Consider the following 22,425-nt stretch of genomic DNA (forward strand, 5'->3'; position numbering starts at 1 on the left):
CCGCCGAGCAGGCGATGGTCGACGCCGGTCACCACGCCGGTGGTGTCGACGACGTCGAGGGCATCGTCCCGCAGATGAAGGCCACCCCGGGCATGCCGTTCCGCCAGGCCGTCGCCCGCCGCCAGGAGCGCGTCCGGCACATCCTGCACACCCTGCCCGAGAACGCACAGATCGCCATCCAGGAAAGCCTCGACGAGACCTCCGCGGGCAACGGCAACGGCAGCAACGACTACAACTATGACTACAGTCAGGACGACACTCAGGTCATCCCCGCATACCGCGGCGAAGGATACGAGAACACCACGCACGGGCAAGGGTAGGCATTACGGATGGGGGTTACCCGCAGCTCGGTATTGCGGCCGGTCAACGGTGCGCTGACGCAGGCAGGCAACATCGTCGAACTCTTCGTCGAAGTCGCGCGCAATACCTTCAAACGACCATTTCAGTTCCGCGAGTTCATCGAACAGGCCTGGTTTATCGCCAGTGTCACGATCCTGCCGACAGCGATGGTGGCGATCCCGTTCGGCGCGGTGGTGTCACTGCAGACCGGATCGCTGATCAAGCAGCTCGGTGCGGAGTCGTTCACCGGTGCCGCAAGCGTTCTCGCCGTCATCCAGCAGGGATCTCCACTGGTGACAGCACTCCTGGTGGCGGGAGCCGCTGGGTCCGCCGTGACGGCCGACCTCGGCTCACGCACAATCCGTGAAGAAATCGATGCCATGGAAGTTCTCGGTATCAATCCGATCCAGCGGCTCGTCGTGCCCCGCGTTCTCGCGATGGTTCTCGTCGCCGTCCTGCTCAACGGTCTGGTGTCGGTGGTCGGCATCGCGGGCGGGTACTTCTTCAATGTCATTCTGCAAGGAGGTAATCCCGGTGCGTACCTGGCATCGTTCTCCGCTTTCGCGCAGCTGCCCGACATCTGGGTCGGCGAGCTCAAGGCGGCGGTCTTCGGCGTCATCGCCGGTGTCATCAGCGCGTACAAGGGACTTCATCCGAAGGGTGGACCGAAGGGTGTCGGTGAGGCGGTGAACCAGTCGGTGGTCATCACCTTCCTTCTGCTGTTCTTCGCCAACCTGATTCTGACCATGGTGTATCTCCAGGTCGTTCCGGCGAAGGGGTCGTGACCCGATGACAATCGCAAAGGGTCGCGGCGACCGGACGCTCATGACGGCTCGACGGGTCGGTCGTGCTCCGCTGAACGTGCTCGACAAAGCCGGCGAGCAGATGTCGTTCTACGCCAGGGCGATAGCGTGGTTTCCGCATACGCTGGTGCACTATCGCAAGGAAGTCCTGCGGCTGCTTGCCGAGGTGACCTTCGGTACCGGCGCACTCGCCGTCATCGGGGGAACGATCGGTGTCATCGCGATGATGTCCGGTTTCACCGGGGTCGTCGTCGGGCTGCAGGGTTTCGCCGCGCTGGAACAGTTGGGCAGTTCGGTACTCACCGGCTTCCTGTCCGCGTACGTCAACACACGTGAGATCGCGCCGATCGTTGCGGCGCTGGCCCTCTCGGCCACCGTCGGCTGTGGGTTCACCGCGCAACTCGGGGCGATGCGTATCTCGGAGGAGATCGACGCACTCGAGGTCATGGCCGTGCCGAGCGTGCCGTTCCTCGTCACCACCCGCATGATCGCCGGTTTCGTCGCCGTGATCCCCTTGTACATCGTGGGTCTGCTTGCGGCATATCTGGCTTCACGGATCATCAGCACCGTCTTCAACGGGCAGTCGACAGGTTCGTATGACCACTACTTCAACCTGTTCCTCCCACCGGAGGACGTACTGTATTCGTTTGCGAAAGTCCTCGTATTCGCGTTCATCCTGATCCTGATCCACTGTTACTACGGATACCATGCCTCGGGTGGGCCGGCGGGCGTCGGTGTGGCCGTGGGCCGGGCCGTACGCACGGCGATCGTCACGATCGCCGTACTCGACTTCTTCCTCAGCCTCGCCATCTGGGGCACGACGACCACGGTGAGGGTGGCCGGATGAGCAACACGTCATCGGTTATGCGCCGGCGCATGCTGGGACTGGTGTTCTTCGTCGTTCTTGCGCTGTTCCTGGCCGTCACCATCGGGATGTTCAACAAGTCGTTCACCAAGGTGGTCAAGGTCGATCTGCTCACCGATTCCGCGGGGAACGCGTTGCCGCCCAACGCGGACGTGAAGGTTCGCGGTCTGATCGTCGGCGAGGTGCGCTCGACGTCCACCACGGACGGCGAGGTCAGGCTGGCGCTCGCCATCGCGCCGGACAAGGCTGAGTTGATCCCGTCGAACGCGACCGCGCGCCTGCTGCCCAAGACCCTGTTCGGCGAACGCTATATTTCGTTGATCGTTCCCGAGGGTGACGCTGCACCGCCGATTCAGCCGGGCGACACGTTGCTGCAGGACAAGAGCGGCAATGCCATCGAGGTCGGTGAAGTTCTCGATGGGTTGCTTCCGCTGCTGCAGGCGATTCCGCCGCAGGATCTGGCGAACACGCTTGGTGCCCTGTCCCAGGGCCTGAGCGGCCGGGGCGGCGAACTCGGACTCACGCTCGACCGTCTCGAGGAGATCTTCGGTGGACTCAACACCGAATTGCCCGCCATCCAGGAGGATCTGCGGGGGCTCGCGGACTTCTCGCAGACTTACTCGGAGGCCGCTCCCGACCTCGTGAATGCTCTCGACAATCTGCGCATCACAGGGAACACCGTCGTGGAGAAGCAGAACGAGCTTTCGACGCTGCTCGTGTCGCTCACCGGAACGGGGTCGAGCACCGCAGATCTTCTGCAGACCAATGCCGAATCGATCGTGAGCATCTCCGCGGATTCGCGTGAGGCACTGCAGATTCTCGGCCGCTACTCACCGATCTTCGGTTGCACGTTCAACGGATTCGCTGAGTCGGCACCTGTGGCGCGAGAGCTGCTGGCACTCGACGATCCGTATCCGGGTGTGCGTGCCAGCGTGCAGTTTGTCAATCCCAAGGGCCGGTACCTGCCGAATCAGGACGAGCCACGTCTTCTCGACAACCGTGGGCCGGCCTGCTACGACAACGTCACCGAGCCGGGCGGGAAGTTCCCGCAGTACCCGGGCGGTTCGTCGTACAACGACGGCGCCTACCAGGTGCCGTCCCGCAACCCGGGCCCGTCGACGGTCGAGTTCTTCTCGGCGCCGGCAGGTGTTCCCGATCAGGTTCCGGGTTGGCGTGCAGAGGTCTCACCGGCCAGCTATGCGGGTTCGAAGATGGAGCAGGACACGTTGGATGTGGTCTATGGCGAAGCCGCCGGCATCGCACCCGAGGACGTCCCCAGCTGGACCACACTCGTCGGTGCGCCGACCATGAGGGGAGCTGAGGTGAGCTTCAAGTGAGGGGACTCGCTGCACCACTGATCAAGCTGATCGCGTTCGTCGTGGTCACGATTTTGGCCACCGGTCTGCTCGCTGCCACCATCGCCAACCTCGGTGGGGGCGGGGGCACCAAGTTCAATGCCATCTTCACGGATGTCACGTCGCTCAACGAAGGCGACGAAGTGCGCGTCGCCGGAGTCCGGGTCGGTCAGGTCGAGAAGATCTCGATCGTGAACGACCGCGAGGCCGAGGTGGAGTTCAGCGTGTCGGACCGCGACTGGTTGCCTGCGAGTACCACGGCCACCATCAGGTTCCGGAACCTGGTGGGTCAGCGCTATATTGCGCTCGCGCAGGGGGAGGGGCAGCAGGGGATGAAGATCACCGGCGGCGACACGATCTCGCTCGAGCGCACGAAGCCCGCGGTCAACCTCACCACGTTGTTCGACGGCTTCCGTCCACTGTTCCAGACGCTCAGCGCCGAGGACGTGAACAAGCTGTCTTACCAGATCATCCAGGTATTCCAGGGAGAGGCCGGAACCATCACCGAGTTGGTCCGGAGCACGGCAAGTCTCACGAACACGGTAGCCGACAAAGATCGGGTGATCGGAGCCGTGATCGACAATCTCAACGGCGTGCTCGCGACAGTGAATCAGCGCGACGACCAACTCGATTCGCTGATCGTCAACACCCAGCAACTCGTCACCGGACTGGCAGAGGAACGCGGAACTGTGGGATCGGCGGTGACGTCTCTTGCGGGACTCACCGATGCGACAGCGGACCTTCTCGAACCCACGAGGCCGTCCATCCAGGAGTCCATCACGTCCCTGAACACCTTGGCGACCACGTTGAACCGCAATTCGGACACGGTCGACAGCGTCCTGCAGACGTTGCCGGTCAAGCTCGAAAAGCTCGTCAGAGCAGCCAGTTACGGATCGTGGTTCCAGTTCTATCTCTGCGGAGTCGACATCGTCGCCGGACCGGGAACCTCGCCGCAGCTGAATCTGCCCACCGGCCTGCCCACCGTCAATCAACCGCTGTACACCAATTCGGCGAAGCGGTGCACGCAGGACGGCCTACAGGAGTTGCAGACACGATGACCAGACATCGCAACCCGGCAGTGGCCGGCGCCCTCGGAATTCTCGTGGTGCTGTTGGCGACCCTGTCGGCGTTCTTCCTCGATTCCCTACCGATCCTCGGCGCGGGCTCCACCTACCAAGCAAAATTCACGGAAGCTGCCGGTTTGAAGCCGGCCAACGAGGTGCGTATCGCCGGTGTGAAGGTCGGCAAGGTCACCGCGGTAGAACTCGACGGCGATCATGTGAACGTCGCGTTCAAGGTGTCGGATGCGTGGGTGGGGAACGAGACATCGGCGTCCATCCAGATCAAAACGATTCTGGGGCAGAAGTATCTGGCCCTGGATCCACGGGGATCGGACACCCTCGACCCGGAAGATCCGATTCCGCTCGAGCGGACCACGGCGCCGTACGATGTCATCGAGGCGTTCTCGGCTGCTGCCGAGACGGTGGGAGAGATCGACTCCCAGCAGCTGGCGCAGAGCATGGTCACACTGTCGCAGGCATTCGAGGGCACACCCTCGGAGATCCGTGCATCGCTCGACGGCGTCAGCAGGCTGTCGGAAACCATCGCGAGCCGCGACCAGGAATTGCGGAAGCTGTTCGACGCCACCAGCACGACCTCGAAGGTGCTCGCCGATCGTAATGCCGAGTTCAACCGGCTGATCAGCGACGCCGGACTGCTCCTCGGTGAACTCAACTATCGTCAGCAGGCAATTTCCCAGCTGCTGACCGGAACGCAAAGGTTGTCGCAGCAATTGACAGGCCTCGTCCGTGACAACGAGGCTGCGATCGGCCCCGCGTTGGAACAACTCCACGGAGTCGTCCAGACCCTCCAGGCCAACAACGACAATCTCGACAAGGCGATGAAGTTGTACGAGCCGTTCCTGCGCCTCTACACCAACGTGGTCGGCAACGGTCGTTGGTTCGACCAGGTGGTGGTCAATCTGCTTCCGCCGGGCCTGCCGGACATTCCGGGGCCGCGTGATCCCGTGCGTGAGTTGGGGGGCAACTGATGACCGACGCAGAGAACGAAGCCGAACGTGGAAGCAATCGCACGCAGATCGCGATCATTTCCGGGATCGTCATCGTGGCCCTCGTGGTGGCCGGTGCGCTGTGGTGGGTGTTCACCCGGGCGGGTACGACGACCGTCACCGCCTACTTCGACAAGTCAGTGGGCATCTACGAGGGTTCCGACGTGCGTGTCCTCGGTGTGGAAGTGGGGACGGTCCAGTCCGTCGAACCACAGGGTGAGCAGGTGAAGGTCGAGATGCGTGTCGACCGGGGTGTCGACATCCCCGCCGACGCCAAGGCTGCGCAGGTCACACCGTCGGTGGTGGCCGACCGCTACATCCAACTCGCCCCCGCGTACACCGGCGGCGAGAAGATGGAGAGCGGTGCGGTGATCCCGCGGGATCGCACGGCAACCCCCGTCGAGGTGGACGAGCTGTACGCGAGCATCGAGAAGCTCTCCAGCGCACTCGGTCCGGACGGCGCGAACAAAGAGGGCGCGTTGTCGGACTTCGTGGAGACGGGTGCGGCAAACCTGTCGGGCAACGGAGAGGCGCTGGGGCAGAGCATCAACCAGCTCTCCGATGCGGCGCGCACTCTCAACGAGAGTCGCGGCGACCTGTTCGACACTGTGAAGAATCTCCAGGTGTTCGTCGGTGCGCTCGCGGCCAACGATCAGCAGGTCCGCGAATTCAACGGCCAACTCTCGGATCTGTCCGGGTTCCTCGCCGGCGAGCGGGAGAGCCTGGGGGCGGCGCTGAACCAGCTCGCGATCGCCCTCGGCGACGTCTCGAGGTTCGTGGCCGAGAACCGGGACAAGCTCGCCGCCAACGTCAACGACCTGGTGCCGGTGACGCAGACTCTTGCCGACAACCGCGAATCGATTGCGAACTCGCTCATGCTGCTCCCGCTGGCCATCAGCAACCTGGCGAATTCGTACGACGCGGAGTCCGGCAGCCTCGCATCGCGGCTGGCGCTGCCGGATCTGCAGGATCCTGCGGGTGCGCTGTGCAAGTTGATCGACCTCGGCAAGCTGGTTCCCGGCGATCCGCGGTTCGAGCAGCTCGGACGGCAGATGCAGCCGTTGATCGACAACTGCGCCAACGTCACGTCGCAGATCACGCAGTCGGCGAAGAGCCCGTCGCCGGTGCTGCCCTTCGGGATCATGAGCGCCGACAATATTCAGCGGACGGTCACCCCCGGCACGGTGCCCGGCGTGGTGTCACCCCGGTTCGACGACATCGAAGGCGGTGAGGGCGAGTGAAGCGGCCGATGATACTCGGCGCCGGTGCGTGTGCCGTCGCGGTTGTACTGAGTTCGTGCTCCTCCGAAGGGATTCACGGGGTCCCACTGCCGGGTGGCGCCGACGTCGGAGACGATCCGATGCACCTGACGATTCAGTTCGACGATGTTCTGGATCTGGTACCGCAGTCGTCGGTCAAGGTCGACGGCGTGCCGGTGGGCCGGGTCGAGTCGATCAAGGTCGCCCAGGACGGCTGGACGGCGGACGTCGAGATCATTCTCGACTCGTCGGTCGACCTGCCGGCCAACGCCGTCGCCGCGATCGAACAGACAAACCTTCTCGGTGAGAAGTTCATTCAGCTGTCCGAACCACCCGAGGACCAGATCGCCGCACGTCTCGAGAACGGCGACACCATCGGTCTGGATCGCACACGCCACGCGACCGAGATCGAGCAGGTGCTCGGCGCACTGTCGTTGCTGCTCAACGGCGGCGGTGTCGGTCAGATTCAGCCGATCGTGCAGGAGCTGACCACGGCGCTCGACGGCAGGACCGATCGTGTCCGCAGCCTCCTCGAGGAGGCGAACACCCTGATCGATGGCCTCAATCAGCAGCGGGACGACATCACCCGCGCACTGGACGGCCTCGATGCCCTCACCACGCGGGTCAACGAGCAGAACGACAAGATCGCGCGGGTCCTCGACGACCTGCCGATCGCGACGGACGTGCTGAACCAGCAGCGGCCGCAGCTCACGGCGATGCTGGCGCAGCTCGACCGGCTCGGGGCGGTCGGCACGGACATCATCACCAGGTCGAAGAACGATCTGATCGCCGACCTTCTCGCGCTCCGACCCACGTTGAAGGCGCTTGCGGAGTCGGGTGACGATCTGCCGAATTCGCTCGCGTTCATTCCGACGGTTCCGTTCCCGGACGGCGTCGAGCAGATCGCGCTGGGTGGCTCGGTCAACCTGTTCCTGACCGTCGACCTGCAGATCGGCGACGCTCTGAACTCGCTCGGGGTGGGGCAGCCTGATCCGGTCTACCTCTCGCCGAAGTTCGGCGAACCCAAGCCGATCGTCGATCCGTCCAACCCGTACTACAACGGAAATGGTCCGCGGCCGGGGTGGCCGACGATTTCGTTGCTGCCGATACCGCCGATCATTCCTGCCCCCACGCGCACCCAGTTGCCGGGGCTTCCCGGGTCCGCACCCGCGACCGGGAACATACCGGGCAATCAGGCGCCCGCTCCGCAGAACCCGCTCGGGGGATTGCTCGAGCAGTTCGGAATCGGGGGTGGAGAGTGAGATCGAGACTGGTCAGAATCCAGCTCGTGGCATTCGTCGTCGTGGCGGTGCTCGGACTGACGTATGTGGGCGCCAAGTACGTCCGGCTCGACAACCTCCTCGGGTTCGGTGAGTACACCGTCGACGCACGGTTCGCGGATTCGGGTGGCATCTTCTCCAACGCCGAGGTCACGTACCGCGGTGTTCCGGTGGGACGAGTCGGCGCCCTGTCCCTGACATCGGACGGCATCAACGTCGAATTGAAGCTCACCAACGGCGGTCCCGAGATCCCGGCGTCGGCCAAGGCTGTGGTCGCCAACCGATCCGCGATCGGCGAGCAGTACGTCGACCTGCAGCCGGACAGCGACGAGGGCCCGTATCTCGTGGACGGGTCCGTGATCGACGAATCGAATACCGACACACCCGTTCCGGTGGAGCAGGTCCTGATGTCGGCCAACGGTTTGGTGACGTCGGTGCCCGTCGACGCGCTGCATACCGTGGTGACCGAACTGGGTACCGCGTTCAACGGCAAGGGCGAGGACCTCCAGACCCTTGCGGATGCGCTCTCGACACTCACGCTGGACGGTCGCGAGGCACTGCCGCAGACGCTGGCCCTGATCCGGGACAGCGAAACCGTGCTGGATACGCAGTCGGCGCAGTCCTCCGCGATCATGCAGTTCAGTACCGACCTCGCCGCGGTCGCCGCACAGCTGAGAACCAGCGATCCCGACGTGCGCGCCCTGATCGACAACGGCATTCCGGCCAGCGAGGAACTCGGGCAACTCGTGAACCAGACCGGACCGGGACTGACAGCCGACCTGACCAACCTGTCGGGGCTCGCCCGGAAGCTGGCGCCGCAGGCTGTCGCACTGCGGCCGGTCCTGATGTTCCTGCCCGCCATCGCAGTAACGGCAAAGACCGTGGCTCCCGACGACGAAACGGTGCACGAGGGCATCGTCCTCGAAACGAACAACCCGCCGCCGTGCACGATCGGTTACGAACGCACTCACGAAATTCTGGCGGAGATGAAGCGGCAGGACCCGAACTTCGACGACACCCAGCAGGACTTTCCCCTCAACACCGAGGCAAGCTGTGAGGTGCCGCAGGGGAGTGTGACGGGTGTGCGTAGTGCAAACCGCATCGTGTTCGCCGATCCGGACACGATCCAACCGTGGGATTTCAAGCCGAAGGTCGATCCCGACAAGCTCAATCTGAATCCCATCGCAACGCAGCTCGCTCCGCTGCTCGGGGTCACTCCCAAGTAGCTCCGGTTCCGACCGGAGTGAGCCGAAGTAAACAATCAGTAGGGTATTGGTGTGACGCGAACTACCACGTCCCCGGAGTCGTCGGAACAGTCGGCTTCGGGGCACGACAGAACTCTGAAGGCCTCGTTTGCCGTGGTGACCGTGCTGGCGGTGATCGCGCTGGTCGCCGCCGGTTGGTTCGGCGTCCGATGGGGGCATGCCCTCTTCTCCGAGAAGCCGATCGCCGACGCGCGGGATTCGGCGCTGAACGGCGCCCAGCAGGCGGCCATCAACCTCAACTCGGTGGATTCCGCGGATCTCCAGAGTTCATTCGAGAACATGAGGTCGTCGATCACGGGCGACAAGATGAATCAGGATCTCCAGGCGACGGTGGACGGGTTCACCGATCAGATGCGCCAATCGGGTGCGGCCAGCAAGGCCGAGCTGATTCAAGGCACGTTGACCGAACTGAACACCGATGACGGGACGGCCAAGTCTCTGGTCGTCGTTGCCGTCACCACCACCTGGCCGGACCGTTACGAGAAGGCGAAGGTGACGATGCGGTTGGACGTGCAGGACGTGGACGGTGTCTGGAAGGCGTCGTCGGTCGAACCGGTGGGTGGACGTATTCCGCTCGAGAACGGGCCGATTCCCGCGGACGGTGCGGCCGCCCCGGCGCCTGCCGAACAGGCACCCCCCGCCGAACCAGCCCCGGTCCCGGACAACGGCGGCCGGTAGTCGTCGACGAGTAGTCCTGGCCTGATCAGAGACGCGTAATCAGAGAGTGGTGAACGATGCCCCCCAAGCGCCGTAACAACGTGCCGGACAGCGCTGCAAAGGGCAGGCGTCCGCGGGTAGCGGGAACACGGCCCCGAAGCATCCAGGCGACGCCCGGAGCGGCGGGTCCCGTGGTGAAGAAGACGGAGCCGGTGAAGAAGACGGAGCCGGTGAAGAAGACGGAGCCGGTCGTGAGCACAGAACCGGCCGTGTCGGAGCCGACGGCTTCGACCGAATCGGTGTCGCTCGCAAAGGGTGCGAATCCGAAGCCCGTGCCGAAGTCGAAGCAGAAGGTTCCCAACCTTGCGCCGCGCATCAGTGCCCAGTCCGCCCAAACGACGGCGTCCCCGCGGACAGGTACCGCCGAAGCGGGTGGCGGCAGCCGTATTACGTGGACGGTGGTCGGTGTCGTCGGTGCGGTAGCTGTTGGACTGGGCATTTTCGCGGCCGTGGCAGCGTTCCAGCCCGGCGCGTCCGTCACCAACACCGCGTGGGTGGACGCGGAGGCCACAGCCGAGGTCACCAGGGCGGGGACCGAGGCAATCGAAACGTTGTACACCTACGACTACGAGACGATCGACGAAGACTTCGAGAAGGCCCGGAGCTTCCTCAACGACGCCAAGCGCGCCGAGTTCGATCAGACGGCCGGCACCACGAAAGACGCCGCGATCCAAACCAGGACGGCGACGGAGGCCTCGGTAACCGATATCGGCGTGACGATGCTCGAGGACGATCGGGCCGAACTCCTCGCTCACATGAATGTGAGTGCGACGGGCGATGCGGTGGCTCAGGGTAGCGCCGCCACACCACTGTCGGTCACGTTGGAGAAGATCGACGGTAAGTGGGTTCTGTCCGATATCTCCGACAGCACAGGCTGACATTCGGCACCAGCTGGCAAGATCGAGTCGTGAACTCCGCGAATCTGACCAGAGCTGAAACTTCCGCACGCGGCAAGGTTGTCGACGTTCTCGGCTATCGCGTGGAGTTGGATGTCCGGGGTGCGCCCGATCCGGGGTGCACCGGGTTCGCGACCAGGACCACGATCGAGTTCACCGCGCAGACCTCGGAGACGTGGATCGATTTCGTCGGCCCGGCCGTCGAGTCGGTCACGCTCGACGGTACGGCCCTTCCGGTGTTGTTCGACGGGGCCAGGATTCTGTTGACGGGACTGCACGGATCCCATGTGCTGATCGTCGAGGCGACCGGCGAATACAGTCGGTCGGGGGAGGGCCTGCACCGATTCGTCGATCCCGCCGACGGGCAGACCTACCTCTACACGCAGTTCGAACCGGCGGATGCCAGGCGGGTCTTTGCGTGCTTCGAGCAGCCGGACCTCAAGGCGCCGTTCACTTTTCTGGTGAGCGCGCCGCAGGGCTGGCAGGTGCTGTCCAATCAGCGCGCCGACACCCGGGAAGATCTCGACAACGGTCAACGCGTCACATTCGCGCGCACATTGCCACTCTCGACCTACATCACCGCTGTGGTGGCGGGACCGTATCACCGCATCGAATCCTCTTGGCGTCGAGGTGAACTCGTCATCGATCTGTGTGTCTACTGCCGCGCCTCCCTGGCGCAGTACCTGGATGCCGAGACCGTCTTCGAGATCACCGGACAGGGTCTGGATTTCTTCGCGGACAACTTCGGCTACCCGTATCCGTGGGGAAAATACGATCAGGTCTTCGTCCCGGAGTACAACCTCGGTGCGATGGAGAACCCGGGCTGCGTCACCTTCACCGAGGCCTACGTATTCCGTGGGGCGGCCACCGAGGCGCAGTACCAGGCGCGGGCCAACACGATCCTGCACGAGATGGCGCACATGTGGTTCGGCGATCTCGTGACGATGGTGTGGTGGGACGATCTGTGGCTCAAGGAATCGTTCGCCGACTACATGGGGTCGCTGGTGAGCGCAGAGGCCACCGAATGGACCGACGCGTGGGTGGCGTTCGCCAATCGTCGCAAGGCGTGGGCGTATCTGCAGGATCAGCTGCCCACCACCCACCCGATCGTCGCGGACATCGTTGATCTGGAGGCTGCCAAGCTCAACTTCGACGGCATCACGTACGCCAAGGGTGCCAGTGTTCTCAAACAGCTCGTCGCATACGTCGGCCGCGACGCGTTCTTCGAGGGGGTGCGGCGGTACTTCCGGGCGCATGCATTCGGCAACACCACTCTCCACGACCTGCTGGCCGACCTGTCCGCCACCTCCGGACGGGACCTGAGGGCGTGGGCGCACGCGTGGCTGCAGACGGCCGGTGTGTCGACGCTGACGCTCGAGGCCGACGGGCGGGGCCGGCACGACATCGTCCAGACGTTCCCACGCCCGCACCGGCTTGCGGTGGGCTCGTACGACTTCGACGACGGCGGGGCTCTCGTCTGCCGCCGGCGGGTGGAGGTGGACATCGAGCAGCAGCGGACCACGATAGAGCTGCAGGACGCACCGCTGATCCTGCTCAACGACGCCGACCTGACGTACGCGAAGATCCGGCTCGACCCGAGATCGCTCGCCACACCGTGGAGGCCTCGCTCGACAGCGTCGTCGACCCGCTGACCCGGGGCCTGATCTGGTCGGCCCTGTGGAATGCGACCCGCGACGGTGAGCTGTCCACGGCGCGGTATCTGTCTATGGCTCAACGGTTTTCGCCCGCAGAATCGAACCTGGCCCTGTTGACCGGGGTGCCCGCGAACGCGTCCTACGCGATCGAGCATTACCTTCCGGACGCGGATCGACCCGCGTGGCGTCGTCAGTGGCTCGACTCGACCTGGGAAGCCCTGTTCGGCGCCGAACCCGGATCCGGTGCGCAACTCGCCTGGGTGCGTGCGGTGGCCGCCGCGGCCACAGTGAAGCCCACCCGCGCGGACGATATCCGGGCGATGGTGGACGGCAGCGGGACGCCCCCGGAGGGACTGCGACTCGACCCCGATGTGCGATGGGCGCTGTGGACCGCGCTCGCCGCCACCGGCCACGCCGAGCGGGGCGACCTCGACGACGAACTGCGCAGCGACGACACCGGCTCCGGCCGGACCGCGTATCTGCGGGCCGTGGCGGCGAGACCGGACGCGGCGGTCAAGGCACAGGCCTGGTCGGCGATCTTCACGGATATGACGCTGTCGAACGATCACCTCGGCGCCACTATCACCGGCTTCCGTGCGGGTGGACGCCGCGATCTCGTCGCCCGGTACGACGGTGAGTACTTCGCCGCGATACGTGCAGTGTGGGCGGAGCGCAGTATCGAAATCGCGAAGCGGATCGTGGTGGGGTTGTTCCCCGGCTCGGAGTCCTCGGAGCCGGTCGACGCATGGCTCGAGGCCAACGCGGACGCGCCGGCGGCGCTGCGACGGCTGGTGATCGAGCAGCGCGATCACCTGAAACGGGATCTGCGCGTGCAGCGAATCAACGCCGGCTGACCCTTCGGACGAACCCCTTCGGACGAACCCCTTCGGACGAACCTGCGCAGTCTATGTGACCGGTGGGTGCGGTGCCGATCCGTACCGGACATCACGGCCGGACCGTCCGCGGTCAGAGCGTTCCGGCCAACCGCTTCCCATCGGCATCACCGGTTCACCCCGTCGACCCCGGTGGACGCCGCGAGGAACTCGGTGGGCTCGGACGCTGAGGGCTGTCCGTCGGCGCCGCGCAGGACGAGGGTGGCGCCGTTGCCGGCGAGAGGGAGAGCGACTGTCACGTCGTCGACGGTCACGCGAGCGGGGTCGCCGAGCGCTCACTCCGGAACTCTTCTCCTGGAGTGGCGAGTCTCCTGGAGTGGCGAGCCGGGCGGACGACTCTGGCGCAGGTCTCGCTGCCGGGGTCGATGTGACAGCCCGGGCTCAGCCGGGGAACCACGATCGAACCCCAGCGCGTCACAGTCCTACTTCCCCGGGATCGACGACGATCGCGTCTGCGCATTGTTCGGTTCGGAGTGCGGGATGAAAGGGCGATGCGGGTCCTTGTGAATCACCACGACACGGCCCGTACGTCTTGACGACGCGAAGAACACGCGTCACTCTGATGCGTGAACATGCGCATCTGCCGCATGGCCGAGCGCCCGGCTGGGTGCTACTTCTGGTGCCCGACTCGACATCGACTGAGTTTGGGTGTACTTTTGGACGTTGCGCTGGCTGCCTCCTGTCCACCCCTCGTCCGCTCCGCTGCGAAGTGCTTCACTTTTCAGCAACTGTGACGAGTTTCGTTCGGGTTGTAACCAGCGAAATTCGAAGCAGATACAGCGGCGGTCGCATTGAGCAAGAGCGGCCCGCGTGAGGTGCTGGAAGGACGCATCTTGGCAGTCTCTAGCCAGACCAAGGCAGTTTCCGGAATCCCCGGAGCCCCGAAGAGGGTTTCGTTCGCGAAAATTCGCGAACCCCTCGAAGTTCCCGGGCTTCTTGATGTACAAACCGACTCGTTCGAGTGGTTGATCGGCGCGCAGAGCTGGCGCGAACGTGCCGCAGCCAACGGCGACAGCGCGGTCTCCGGAGGTCTCGAGGATATTCTCGCGGAGCTTTCGCCGATCGAGGATTTCTCCGGCTCGATGTCTCTGTCCTTCTCGGACCCACGTTTCGACGAGGTCAAGGCCTCGACGGACGAGTGCAAAGACAAGGATATGACCTACGCGGCGCCGTTGTTCGTCACCGCGGAATTCATCAACAACAACACCGGTGAGATCAAGAGCCAGACGGTCTTCATGGGTGACTTCCCGATGATGACCGACAAGGGCACGTTCATCATCAACGGCACCGAACGTGTCGTCGTCTCGCAGCTGGTGCGTTCGCCGGGCGTGTACTTCGACCACAGCGTCGACAAGGCCACAGAGAAGGACCTTCACAGTGTGAAGGTCATCCCGGGCCGCGGCGCCTGGCTCGAGTTCGATGTCGACAAGCGGGACACCGTGGGTGTCCGTATCGACCGCAAGCGTCGTCAGCCCGTCACGGTGCTGCTGAAGGCACTCGGCTGGACCACCGAGCAGATCACGGAGCGCTTCGGCTTCTCCGAGATCCTCATGGCCACGCTGGAGAAGGACAACACCGCCGGTACCGACGAGGCGCTCCTCGACATCTACCGCAAGTTGCGTCCGGGCGAGCCGCCCACCAAGGAAAGCGCTCAGACGCTTCTGGAGAACCTGTTCTTCAAGGACAAGCGCTACGACCTCGCTCGTGTCGGCCGCTACAAGATCAACAAGAAGCTGGGTCTCAACACCGGTCAGCCGATCATCGCGTCCACCCTCACCGAGGAAGACATCGTCGCGACCGTCGAGTACCTGGTGCGCCTGCATGCCGGTGACACCGAGATGACCGCTCCCGGCGGCGTCGCGGTACCCGTCGAGGTCGACGACATCGACCACTTCGGCAACCGTCGTCTCCGCACGGTCGGTGAGCTCATCCAGAACCAGATCCGCGTGGGCCTGTCCCGCATGGAGCGCGTGGTTCGTGAGCGCATGACCACCCAGGATGTCGAAGCGATCACGCCGCAGACCCTGATCAACATCCGTCCCGTCGTAGCAGCGATCAAGGAGTTCTTCGGAACCTCCCAGTTGTCGCAGTTCATGGACCAGAACAACCCGCTGTCGGGGCTGACGCACAAGCGTCGTCTGTCCGCCCTCGGCCCGGGTGGTCTGTCGCGCGAAAGGGCCGGCCTCGAGGTCCGCGACGTGCACCCGTCGCACTACGGACGCATGTGCCCGATCGAGACCCCTGAGGGTCCGAACATCGGTCTGATCGGTTCGCTCTCGGTGTACGCGCGGGTCAACCCGTTCGGCTTCATCGAGACGCCGTACCGCAAGGTGGTCGACGGCCAGGTCACCGACCAGGTCGACTACCTGACCGCCGATGAAGAGGACCGCCACGTCGTGGCCCAGGCCAACTCGGCCATCGACGCCAACGGTCACTTCACCGACGAGCGCATTCTGGTCCGTCGTAAGGGCGGCGAGGTCGAGTTCGTCTCGTCCGTCGATATCGACTACATGGACGTGTCGCCCCGCCAGATGGTGTCCGTAGCGACCGCGATGATTCCGTTCCTCGAGCACGACGACGCCAACCGCGCCCTGATGGGTGCGAACATGCAGCGTCAGGCTGTCCCGCTGGTTCGCAGTGAGGCACCGCTCGTCGGTACCGGTATGGAACTGCGTGCCGCCGTCGACGCCGGTGACGTCATCGTCAACGAGAAGTCGGGCGTCGTGGAGGAGGTCTCGGCCGACTACGTGACGGTCATGTCCGACGACGGAACCCGTAAGACGTACCGGATGCGCAAGTTCGCGCGTTCCAACCAGGGCACCTGCGCCAACCAGCGTCCGATCGTGGACGAGGGACAGCGCGTGGAGTCCGGTCAGGTCCTCGCCGACGGCCCCTGCACCGAGAACGGTGAGATGGCGCTCGGCAAGAACCTGCTCGTGGCGATCATGCCGTGGGAAGGCCACAACTACGAGGACGCGATCATCCTGTCGCAGCGCCTCGTGGAAGAGGACGTTCTCACCTCGATCCACATCGAGGAGCACGAGATCGATGCCCGCGACACCAAGCTCGGTGCCGAGGAGATCACCCGTGACATCCCGAACGTCTCCGACGAGGTCCTGGCGGATCTCGACGAGCGCGGCATCATCCGTATCGGTGCCGAGGTTCGTGACGGTGACGTGCTGGTCGGAAAGGTCACGCCGAAGGGCGAGACCGAGCTGACCCCCGAGGAGCGCCTGCTGCGCGCCATCTTCGGTGAGAAGGCTCGCGAGGTTCGCGATACGTCGCTGAAGGTTCCTCACGGTGAGACCGGCAAGGTCATCGGCATCCGCGTGTTCTCGCGTGAGGACGACGACGATCTGCCTCCCGGTGTCAACGAGCTGGTCCGTGTCTACGTGGCACAGAAGCGCAAGATCCAGGACGGCGACAAGCTCGCCGGCCGCCACGGAAACAAGGGCGTCATCGGCAAGATCCTCCCGCAGGAGGACATGCCGTTCCTGCCCGACGGCACTCCGGTCGACATCATCCTGAACACCCACGGTGTTCCGCGTCGTATGAACATCGGCCAGATCTTGGAGACCCACCTCGGGTGGATCGGCAAGACGGGCTGGAATGTTCAGGTTGCCGGCGACGGTTCTCGTCCGGACTGGGCCGAGAGCCTGCCGGAGGAGATGCTGTCCGCTCCTGCGAACTCGAACATCGCCACCCCGGTGTTCGACGGTGCCAAGGAAGATGAGCTCACCGGTCTCCTCGGTTCGACGCTGCCGAACCGTGACGGCGAGGTCATGGTCTCGCCCGAAGGGAAGGCCACGTTGTTCGACGGCCGTTCCGGCGAGCCGTTCCCGTATCCGGTCTCGGTCGGCTACATGTACATCATCAAGTTGCACCACCTGGTCGACGACAAGATCCATGCTCGTTCGACGGGTCCGTACTCGATGATCACCCAGCAGCCGCTCGGCGGTAAGGCCCAGTTCGGTGGCCAGCGCTTCGGGGAGATGGAGTGCTGGGCGATGCAGGCCTACGGTGCGGCGTACACGCTCCAGGAACTGCTCACCATCAAGTCGGACGACGTTGTCGGCCGCGTGAAGGTGTACGAGGCCATCGTCAAGGGCGAGAACATCCCCGAGCCGGGTATTCCGGAGTCGTTCAAGGTGCTCCTCAAGGAGCTCCAGTCGCTCTGCCTCAACGTGGAGGTGCTGTCCTCGGACGGTGCGGCTATCGCGATGGCGGACGGCGACGACGAGGATCTGGAACGCGCCGCGGCGAACCTGGGCATCAACTTGTCCCGGAACGAAGCGGCGACGGTCGACGACCTCGCGAACTAGGTTTCGGTCCCCGGGTTCCTGAGAGATCAGGGCCCGGGGGCGTAGTTCACATTTGAATTGGCAGTCAGGTATCGGCGGGTGACCGTTGATCCACAATCCCTCTGGGGAAAGGAAGTTACGTGCTCGACGTCAACTTCTTCGATGAACTCCGCATTGGTCTGGCCAGTGCGGAGGACATCCGCAATTGGTCCTACGGCGAGGTCAAGAAGCCGGAGACCATCAACTACCGCACGCTCAAGCCCGAGAAGGACGGCCTCTTCTGCGAGAAGATCTTCGGCCCCACCCGGGACTGGGAGTGCTACTGCGGCAAGTACAAGCGTGTCCGCTTCAAGGGCATCATCTGTGAGCGTTGCGGCGTGGAGGTGACTCGCGCCAAGGTTCGTCGTGAGCGTATGGGCCACATCGAACTGGCCGCACCGGTCACCCACATCTGGTACTTCAAGGGCGTGCCCAGCCGTCTCGGCTACCTGCTCGACCTGGCGCCGAAGGATCTCGAGAAGATCATCTACTTCGCCGCGTACGTGATCGTCGGTGTCGACGAGGAACTGCGTCACAACGAGCTGTCCACTCTCGAAGCCGAGATGCAGGTCGAGAAGAAGGCTGTCGCCGACCAGCGTGACGCCGACCTCGAGGCCCGTGCACAGAAGCTCGAAGCCGACATCGCGGAGCTCGAGGCGGAGGGCGCCAAGTCCGACGTCCGCCGCAAGGTCAAGGACGGCGGCGAGCGCGAGATGCGCCAGCTGCGCGACCGCGCACAGCGTGAGCTGGACCGTCTCGACGAGATCTGGACCACCTTCACCAAGCTGAGTGTCAAGCAGCTCATCGTCGACGAACTGCTCTACCGCGAGCTGGTCGACCGCTACGGCGAGTACTTCACCGGTGCCATGGGCGCCGAGTCGATCCAGAAGCTCATGGAGAACTTCGACATCGACGCCGAGGCCGAGTCGCTCCGCGAGACCATCCGCAGTGGCAAGGGTCAGAAGAAGCTCCGTGCGCTGAAGCGTCTGAAAGTTGTCGCAGCCTTCCAGACCAACCGGAACTCGCCCATGGGCATGGTCCTCAACGCCGTCCCGGTGATCCCGCCGGAGCTGCGGCCGATGGTTCAGCTCGACGGTGGCCGCTTTGCCACCTCCGACCTGAACGACCTGTACCGCCGCGTGATCAACCGCAACAACCGCCTCAAGCGACTGATCGACCTCGGTGCCCCCGAGATCATTGTCAACAACGAGAAGCGGATGCTGCAGGAGTCGGTCGACGCCCTGTTCGACAACGGCCGTCGCGGACGCCCGGTCACGGGTCCGGGTAACCGCCCGCTGAAGTCCCTGAGCGATTTGCTCAAGGGCAAGCAGGGTCGTTTCCGTCAGAACCTGCTCGGTAAGCGAGTCGATTATTCGGGTCGTTCCGTGATCGTTGTCGGTCCGCAGCTCAAGCTGCATCAGTGTGGTCTGCCCAAGCTGATGGCGCTCGAGCTGTTCAAGCCGTTCGTGATGAAGCGGCTGGTCGATCTGAACCACGCGCAGAACATCAAGTCCGCCAAGCGCATGGTGGAACGCCAGCGCGCACAGGTGTGGGATGTCCTCGAAGAGGTCATCGCCGAGCATCCCGTGCTGCTGAACCGTGCACCCACGCTGCACCGCCTCGGCATCCAGGCCTTCGAACCGCAGCTGGTCGAGGGCAAGGCCATTCAGCTCCACCCGCTGGTGTGTGAGGCCTTCAACGCCGACTTCGACGGTGACCAGATGGCCGTGCACCTTCCGCTGTCCGCGGAGGCGCAGGCCGAGGCCCGCATCCTGATGCTGTCCTCGAACAACATTCTGTCGCCTGCTTCGGGTCGTCCGCTCGCCATGCCGCGTCTGGACATGGTGACGGGTCTGTACCACCTCACCCGTCTGGACGAGGGGGTAGTCGGCGAGCTCGTCGCTCCCAGCAACGATCAGGCGGAGCAGGGCGTGTACTCCTCGCCTGCCGAGGCTCAGATGGCTGTCGATCGTGGCGCTCTCACGGTGCAATCGCTGATCAAGGTCCGTCTGACCACGCAGCGTCCGCCGCGTGACCTCGAGACGCAGTTGTTCCCCGAAGGCTGGAACTACGGTGACGGCTGGACGGCGGAGACGACGCTGGGGCGCGTGCTCTTCAACGAGCTGCTCCCGGCCGACTACCCGTTCGTCAACGAGCAGATGCCGAAGAAGCGTCAGGCGACGATCATCAACGATCTCGCCGAGCGGTACCCGATGATCGTGGTCGCGCAGACCGTCGACAAGCTCAAGGACGCCGGTTTCCACTGGGCCACGCGTTCGGGCGTCACGATCTCGATCACCGATGTGCTCAACCCGCCGGAGAAGCCCCAGATCCTCGAGAACTTCGAGGCACAGGCCGATCAGATCGAGAAGAAGTACCAGCGTGGTGCGCTCAACAAGGTCGAGCGCAACAGTGCATTGGTCAAGATCTGGTCGGAGTGCACCGACGAGGTCGGTAAGGCCATGGAGGCGCACTTCCCCGACGACAACCCGATTCCGATGATCGTGAAGTCCGGAGCTGCCGGCAACATGACGCAGGTTCGCGCGCTCGCCGGTATGAAGGGCTTGGTGACGAACCCGAAGGGTGAGTTCATCCCGCGTCCGATCAAGTCTTCCTTCAAGGAAGGCCTGACCGTTCTCGAGTACTTCATCAACACGCACGGTGCTCGTAAGGGTCTGGCCGATACCGCGCTTCGCACGGCGGACTCGGGCTACCTGACCCGTCGTCTGGTGGATGTCTCCCAGGATGTCATCGTTCGCGAGGAAGACTGTGGCACCGAGCGTGGCATCGTCACGACGATCTCGGAGAAGCAGCCCGACGGCACGATGATCCGCGACGCGCACGTGGAGACCAGCACGTACGCTCGCACCCTGGCAGCCGACGCGGTCGACGAGAACGGCAACGTCATCGTCGCTCGCGGACACGATCTCGGCGATCCGGCGATCGACGCGCTGCTCGACGCAGGCATCACGCAGGTCAAGGTCCGTTCGGTGCTCACCTGCACCACCGGCACCGGCGTCTGCGCCACCTGCTACGGCCGCTCGATGGCCACCGGCAAGCTGGTCGACATCGGTGAGGCCGTCGGTATCGTCGCCGCACAGTCCATCGGTGAGCCCGGCACCCAGCTGACCATGCGTACCTTCCACCAGGGTGGTGCCGCAGGCGCAGCCGACATCACCGGCGGTCTGCCGCGTGTGCAGGAGCTGTTCGAGGCCCGTGTCCCCAAGGGGAAGGCCCCGATCGCCGACGTCACCGGACGTGTGCAGCTCGAGGACGGCGATCGCTTCTACAAGATCACCATCGTCCCGGACGACGGTGGTGAAGAGGTTGTCTACGACAAGCTCTCGAAGCGTCAACGTCTGCGTGTCTTCAAGCACGACGACGGCACCGAGCGCCTGCTGGCGGACGGTGACCATGTCGAGGTCGGTCAGCAGCTCATGGAAGGTGCTGCCGATCCGCACGAGGTGCTGCGTGTCATGGGCCCCCGTCAGGTGCAGATCCACCTCGTCAACGAGGTCCAGGAGGTGTACCGGAGCCAGGGTGTGTCGATTCACGACAAGCACATCGAGGTCATCGTGCGCCAGATGCTGCGTCGCGTCACGATCATCGATTCGGGTGCGACGGAGTTCCTGCCCGGTTCACTGACCGAGCGTGCCGACTTCGAGGCGGCCAACCGCCGGGTCGTCGCCGAGGGCGGCGAGCCTGCGGCCGGACGTCCGGTGCTGATGGGTATCACGAAGGCATCGCTGGCAACCGACTCGTGGCTGTCCGCGGCGTCGTTCCAGGAGACCACTCGCGTGCTGACCGATGCGGCGATCAACTGCCGCAGCGACAAGCTGATCGGTCTGAAGGAAAACGTCATCATCGGCAAGCTGATCCCCGCGGGCACCGGTATCAACCGGTACCGCAACATCCAGGTTCAGCCCACCGAAGAGGCGCGTGCTGCGGCGTACGCCGTCCCGTCGTACGACGATCAGTACTACAGCCCGGAAGGCTTCGGCCAGGGCACCGGTGCCGCCGTGCCGCTCGACGACTACGGATTCAGCAACGATTACCGTTAGTCGCCCGGTAAGGGCTACCGCCAGTCGGTAGGCCATGAAGGCCCCACCCCACTCTCTTCGGGGGTGGGGCCTTCATGCATTTGCTCAACGTGGCACCTCAACGTGGCACATGAAACGTGGTCAATGACGCCCCGCCCGAAGTGAGTTCGCCCCACTCGCAGGGCACGGTGAGCACCGCGAGTGCGGAGGTGGGGAATTTCTCCCGCATCCGGTCGGCGTCCGCGGTGTCGGGCCAACCCGACAGGTCGAGTGCGGCGGATGACGTCCCGGGTTCGTGTCCGACGACGAGCAGTGTGCGCACAGATGGGTCGACGCGCACGATCTGCGCCAGTATCTCCGGCGGGTACGCGCCGTAAAGTTCCCCGGCGAACCGGACCGGGGCCCCGACACCGGTGGCCTGCAGAGTCTCTCGGGTTCGGACCGCGGTGGAACACAGCACGGCCTCGATCGCGGGCTGGGTGGACCGTAGCCATTCGCCCGCCGATACTGCCTGCCGTAGACCCCGCGGTGCGAGGGGGCGTTCGTGGTCGGCGACGCCTTCGGGATAGGCGGATTTTCCGTGACGCATCAGGATCAGCGTGCGGTGCGGTGCCGAACGATGTGAGGGCATGGGCCCCACGCTAACCGCA

The 22,425-nt window shown here is 64.3% G+C and carries 14 protein-coding genes and 2 pseudogenes; 14 read left to right on the top strand and 2 right to left on the bottom strand.

Annotation, left to right across the window (positions count from 1 at the left end; genetic code table 11):
• From WAW17_RS12640 to pepN, 12 genes and pseudogenes are all read left to right on the top strand, one after another.
• Positions 1–320 (top strand): annotated as a pseudogene (locus WAW17_RS12640) (ABC transporter ATP-binding protein); the annotation flags it as partial.
• Positions 321–329: 9 nt separating this feature from the next.
• Entirely contained in the window at positions 330–1,124 is a 795-nt protein-coding gene (locus WAW17_RS12645; protein WP_422333317.1) for an MlaE family ABC transporter permease, read from the top strand.
• A 4-nt stretch (positions 1,125–1,128) separates the two neighbouring features.
• Positions 1,129–1,989, top strand: coding sequence for an MlaE family ABC transporter permease (locus tag WAW17_RS12650; protein ID WP_422333318.1), 861 nt, complete (start codon positions 1,129–1,131; stop codon positions 1,987–1,989).
• A complete protein-coding gene (locus tag WAW17_RS12655) occupies positions 1,986–3,344 on the top strand; it encodes an MCE family protein (RefSeq protein ID WP_422333319.1) in 1,359 nt (452 codons plus the stop codon). Before WAW17_RS12650 ends, WAW17_RS12655 begins: the two co-directional genes overlap by 4 nt.
• Positions 3,341–4,420: an MCE family protein gene (locus tag WAW17_RS12660; RefSeq protein ID WP_422333320.1), complete on the top strand. Its 1,080-nt coding sequence runs from the start codon at positions 3,341–3,343 to the stop codon at positions 4,418–4,420. Before WAW17_RS12655 ends, WAW17_RS12660 begins: the two co-directional genes overlap by 4 nt.
• Positions 4,417–5,412, top strand: coding sequence for an MCE family protein (locus WAW17_RS12665; protein ID WP_422333321.1), 996 nt, complete (start codon positions 4,417–4,419; stop codon positions 5,410–5,412). The genes WAW17_RS12660 and WAW17_RS12665 overlap by 4 nt, the downstream gene beginning before the upstream one ends.
• Entirely contained in the window at positions 5,412–6,671 is a 1,260-nt protein-coding gene (locus tag WAW17_RS12670; RefSeq protein ID WP_422333322.1) for an MCE family protein, read from the top strand. Before WAW17_RS12665 ends, WAW17_RS12670 begins: the two co-directional genes overlap by 1 nt.
• A complete protein-coding gene (locus WAW17_RS12675) occupies positions 6,668–7,951 on the top strand; it encodes an MCE family protein (protein WP_422333323.1) in 1,284 nt (427 codons plus the stop codon). The genes WAW17_RS12670 and WAW17_RS12675 overlap by 4 nt, the downstream gene beginning before the upstream one ends.
• Positions 7,948–9,195: an MCE family protein gene (locus WAW17_RS12680; RefSeq protein WP_422333324.1), complete on the top strand. Its 1,248-nt coding sequence runs from the start codon at positions 7,948–7,950 to the stop codon at positions 9,193–9,195. The genes WAW17_RS12675 and WAW17_RS12680 overlap by 4 nt, the downstream gene beginning before the upstream one ends.
• A 135-nt stretch (positions 9,196–9,330) precedes the next feature.
• A complete protein-coding gene (locus WAW17_RS12685) occupies positions 9,331–9,912 on the top strand; it encodes a hypothetical protein (RefSeq protein WP_422333328.1) in 582 nt (193 codons plus the stop codon).
• A 56-nt stretch (positions 9,913–9,968) separates the two neighbouring features.
• Positions 9,969–10,829 carry a hypothetical protein gene (locus tag WAW17_RS12690; RefSeq protein ID WP_422333325.1) on the top strand — a complete coding sequence of 287 codons (861 nt, stop codon included), beginning with the start codon at positions 9,969–9,971 and terminating at the stop codon, positions 10,827–10,829.
• A gap of 29 nt (positions 10,830–10,858) precedes the next feature.
• Positions 10,859–13,356: pseudogene (gene pepN, locus WAW17_RS12695) on the top strand (aminopeptidase N).
• A gap of 146 nt (positions 13,357–13,502) precedes the next feature.
• On the opposite strand, the gene WAW17_RS12700 reads toward pepN, so the two are convergent.
• On the bottom strand, positions 13,503–13,634 hold the full coding sequence (locus WAW17_RS12700; protein WP_422333326.1) for a hypothetical protein: 132 nt from the start codon (positions 13,632–13,634) through the stop codon (positions 13,503–13,505).
• A 576-nt stretch (positions 13,635–14,210) separates the two neighbouring features.
• Here WAW17_RS12700 and WAW17_RS12705 point away from each other — a divergent pair.
• Together WAW17_RS12705 and WAW17_RS12710 are read left to right on the top strand one after the other, a co-directional pair.
• The gene (locus tag WAW17_RS12705; protein ID WP_422333329.1) at positions 14,211–17,717 is read left to right on the top strand and encodes a DNA-directed RNA polymerase subunit beta; all 3,507 of its coding nucleotides are present in this window, start codon (positions 14,211–14,213) and stop codon (positions 17,715–17,717) included.
• 119 nt (positions 17,718–17,836) lie between these two features.
• Positions 17,837–21,796: a DNA-directed RNA polymerase subunit beta' gene (locus WAW17_RS12710; RefSeq protein WP_422333327.1), complete on the top strand. Its 3,960-nt coding sequence runs from the start codon at positions 17,837–17,839 to the stop codon at positions 21,794–21,796.
• A 97-nt stretch (positions 21,797–21,893) separates the two neighbouring features.
• Here WAW17_RS12710 and WAW17_RS12715 read toward each other — a convergent pair whose 3' ends face one another.
• Positions 21,894–22,406 carry a SixA phosphatase family protein gene (locus WAW17_RS12715; protein WP_422333330.1) on the bottom strand — a complete coding sequence of 171 codons (513 nt, stop codon included), beginning with the start codon at positions 22,404–22,406 and terminating at the stop codon, positions 21,894–21,896.
• Between the last annotated feature and the right edge of the window lie 19 nt (positions 22,407–22,425).

Source organism: Rhodococcus sp. (in: high G+C Gram-positive bacteria), assembly GCF_049286785.1.
Classification (GTDB): Bacteria; Actinomycetota; Actinomycetes; order Mycobacteriales; family Mycobacteriaceae; genus Rhodococcus_F.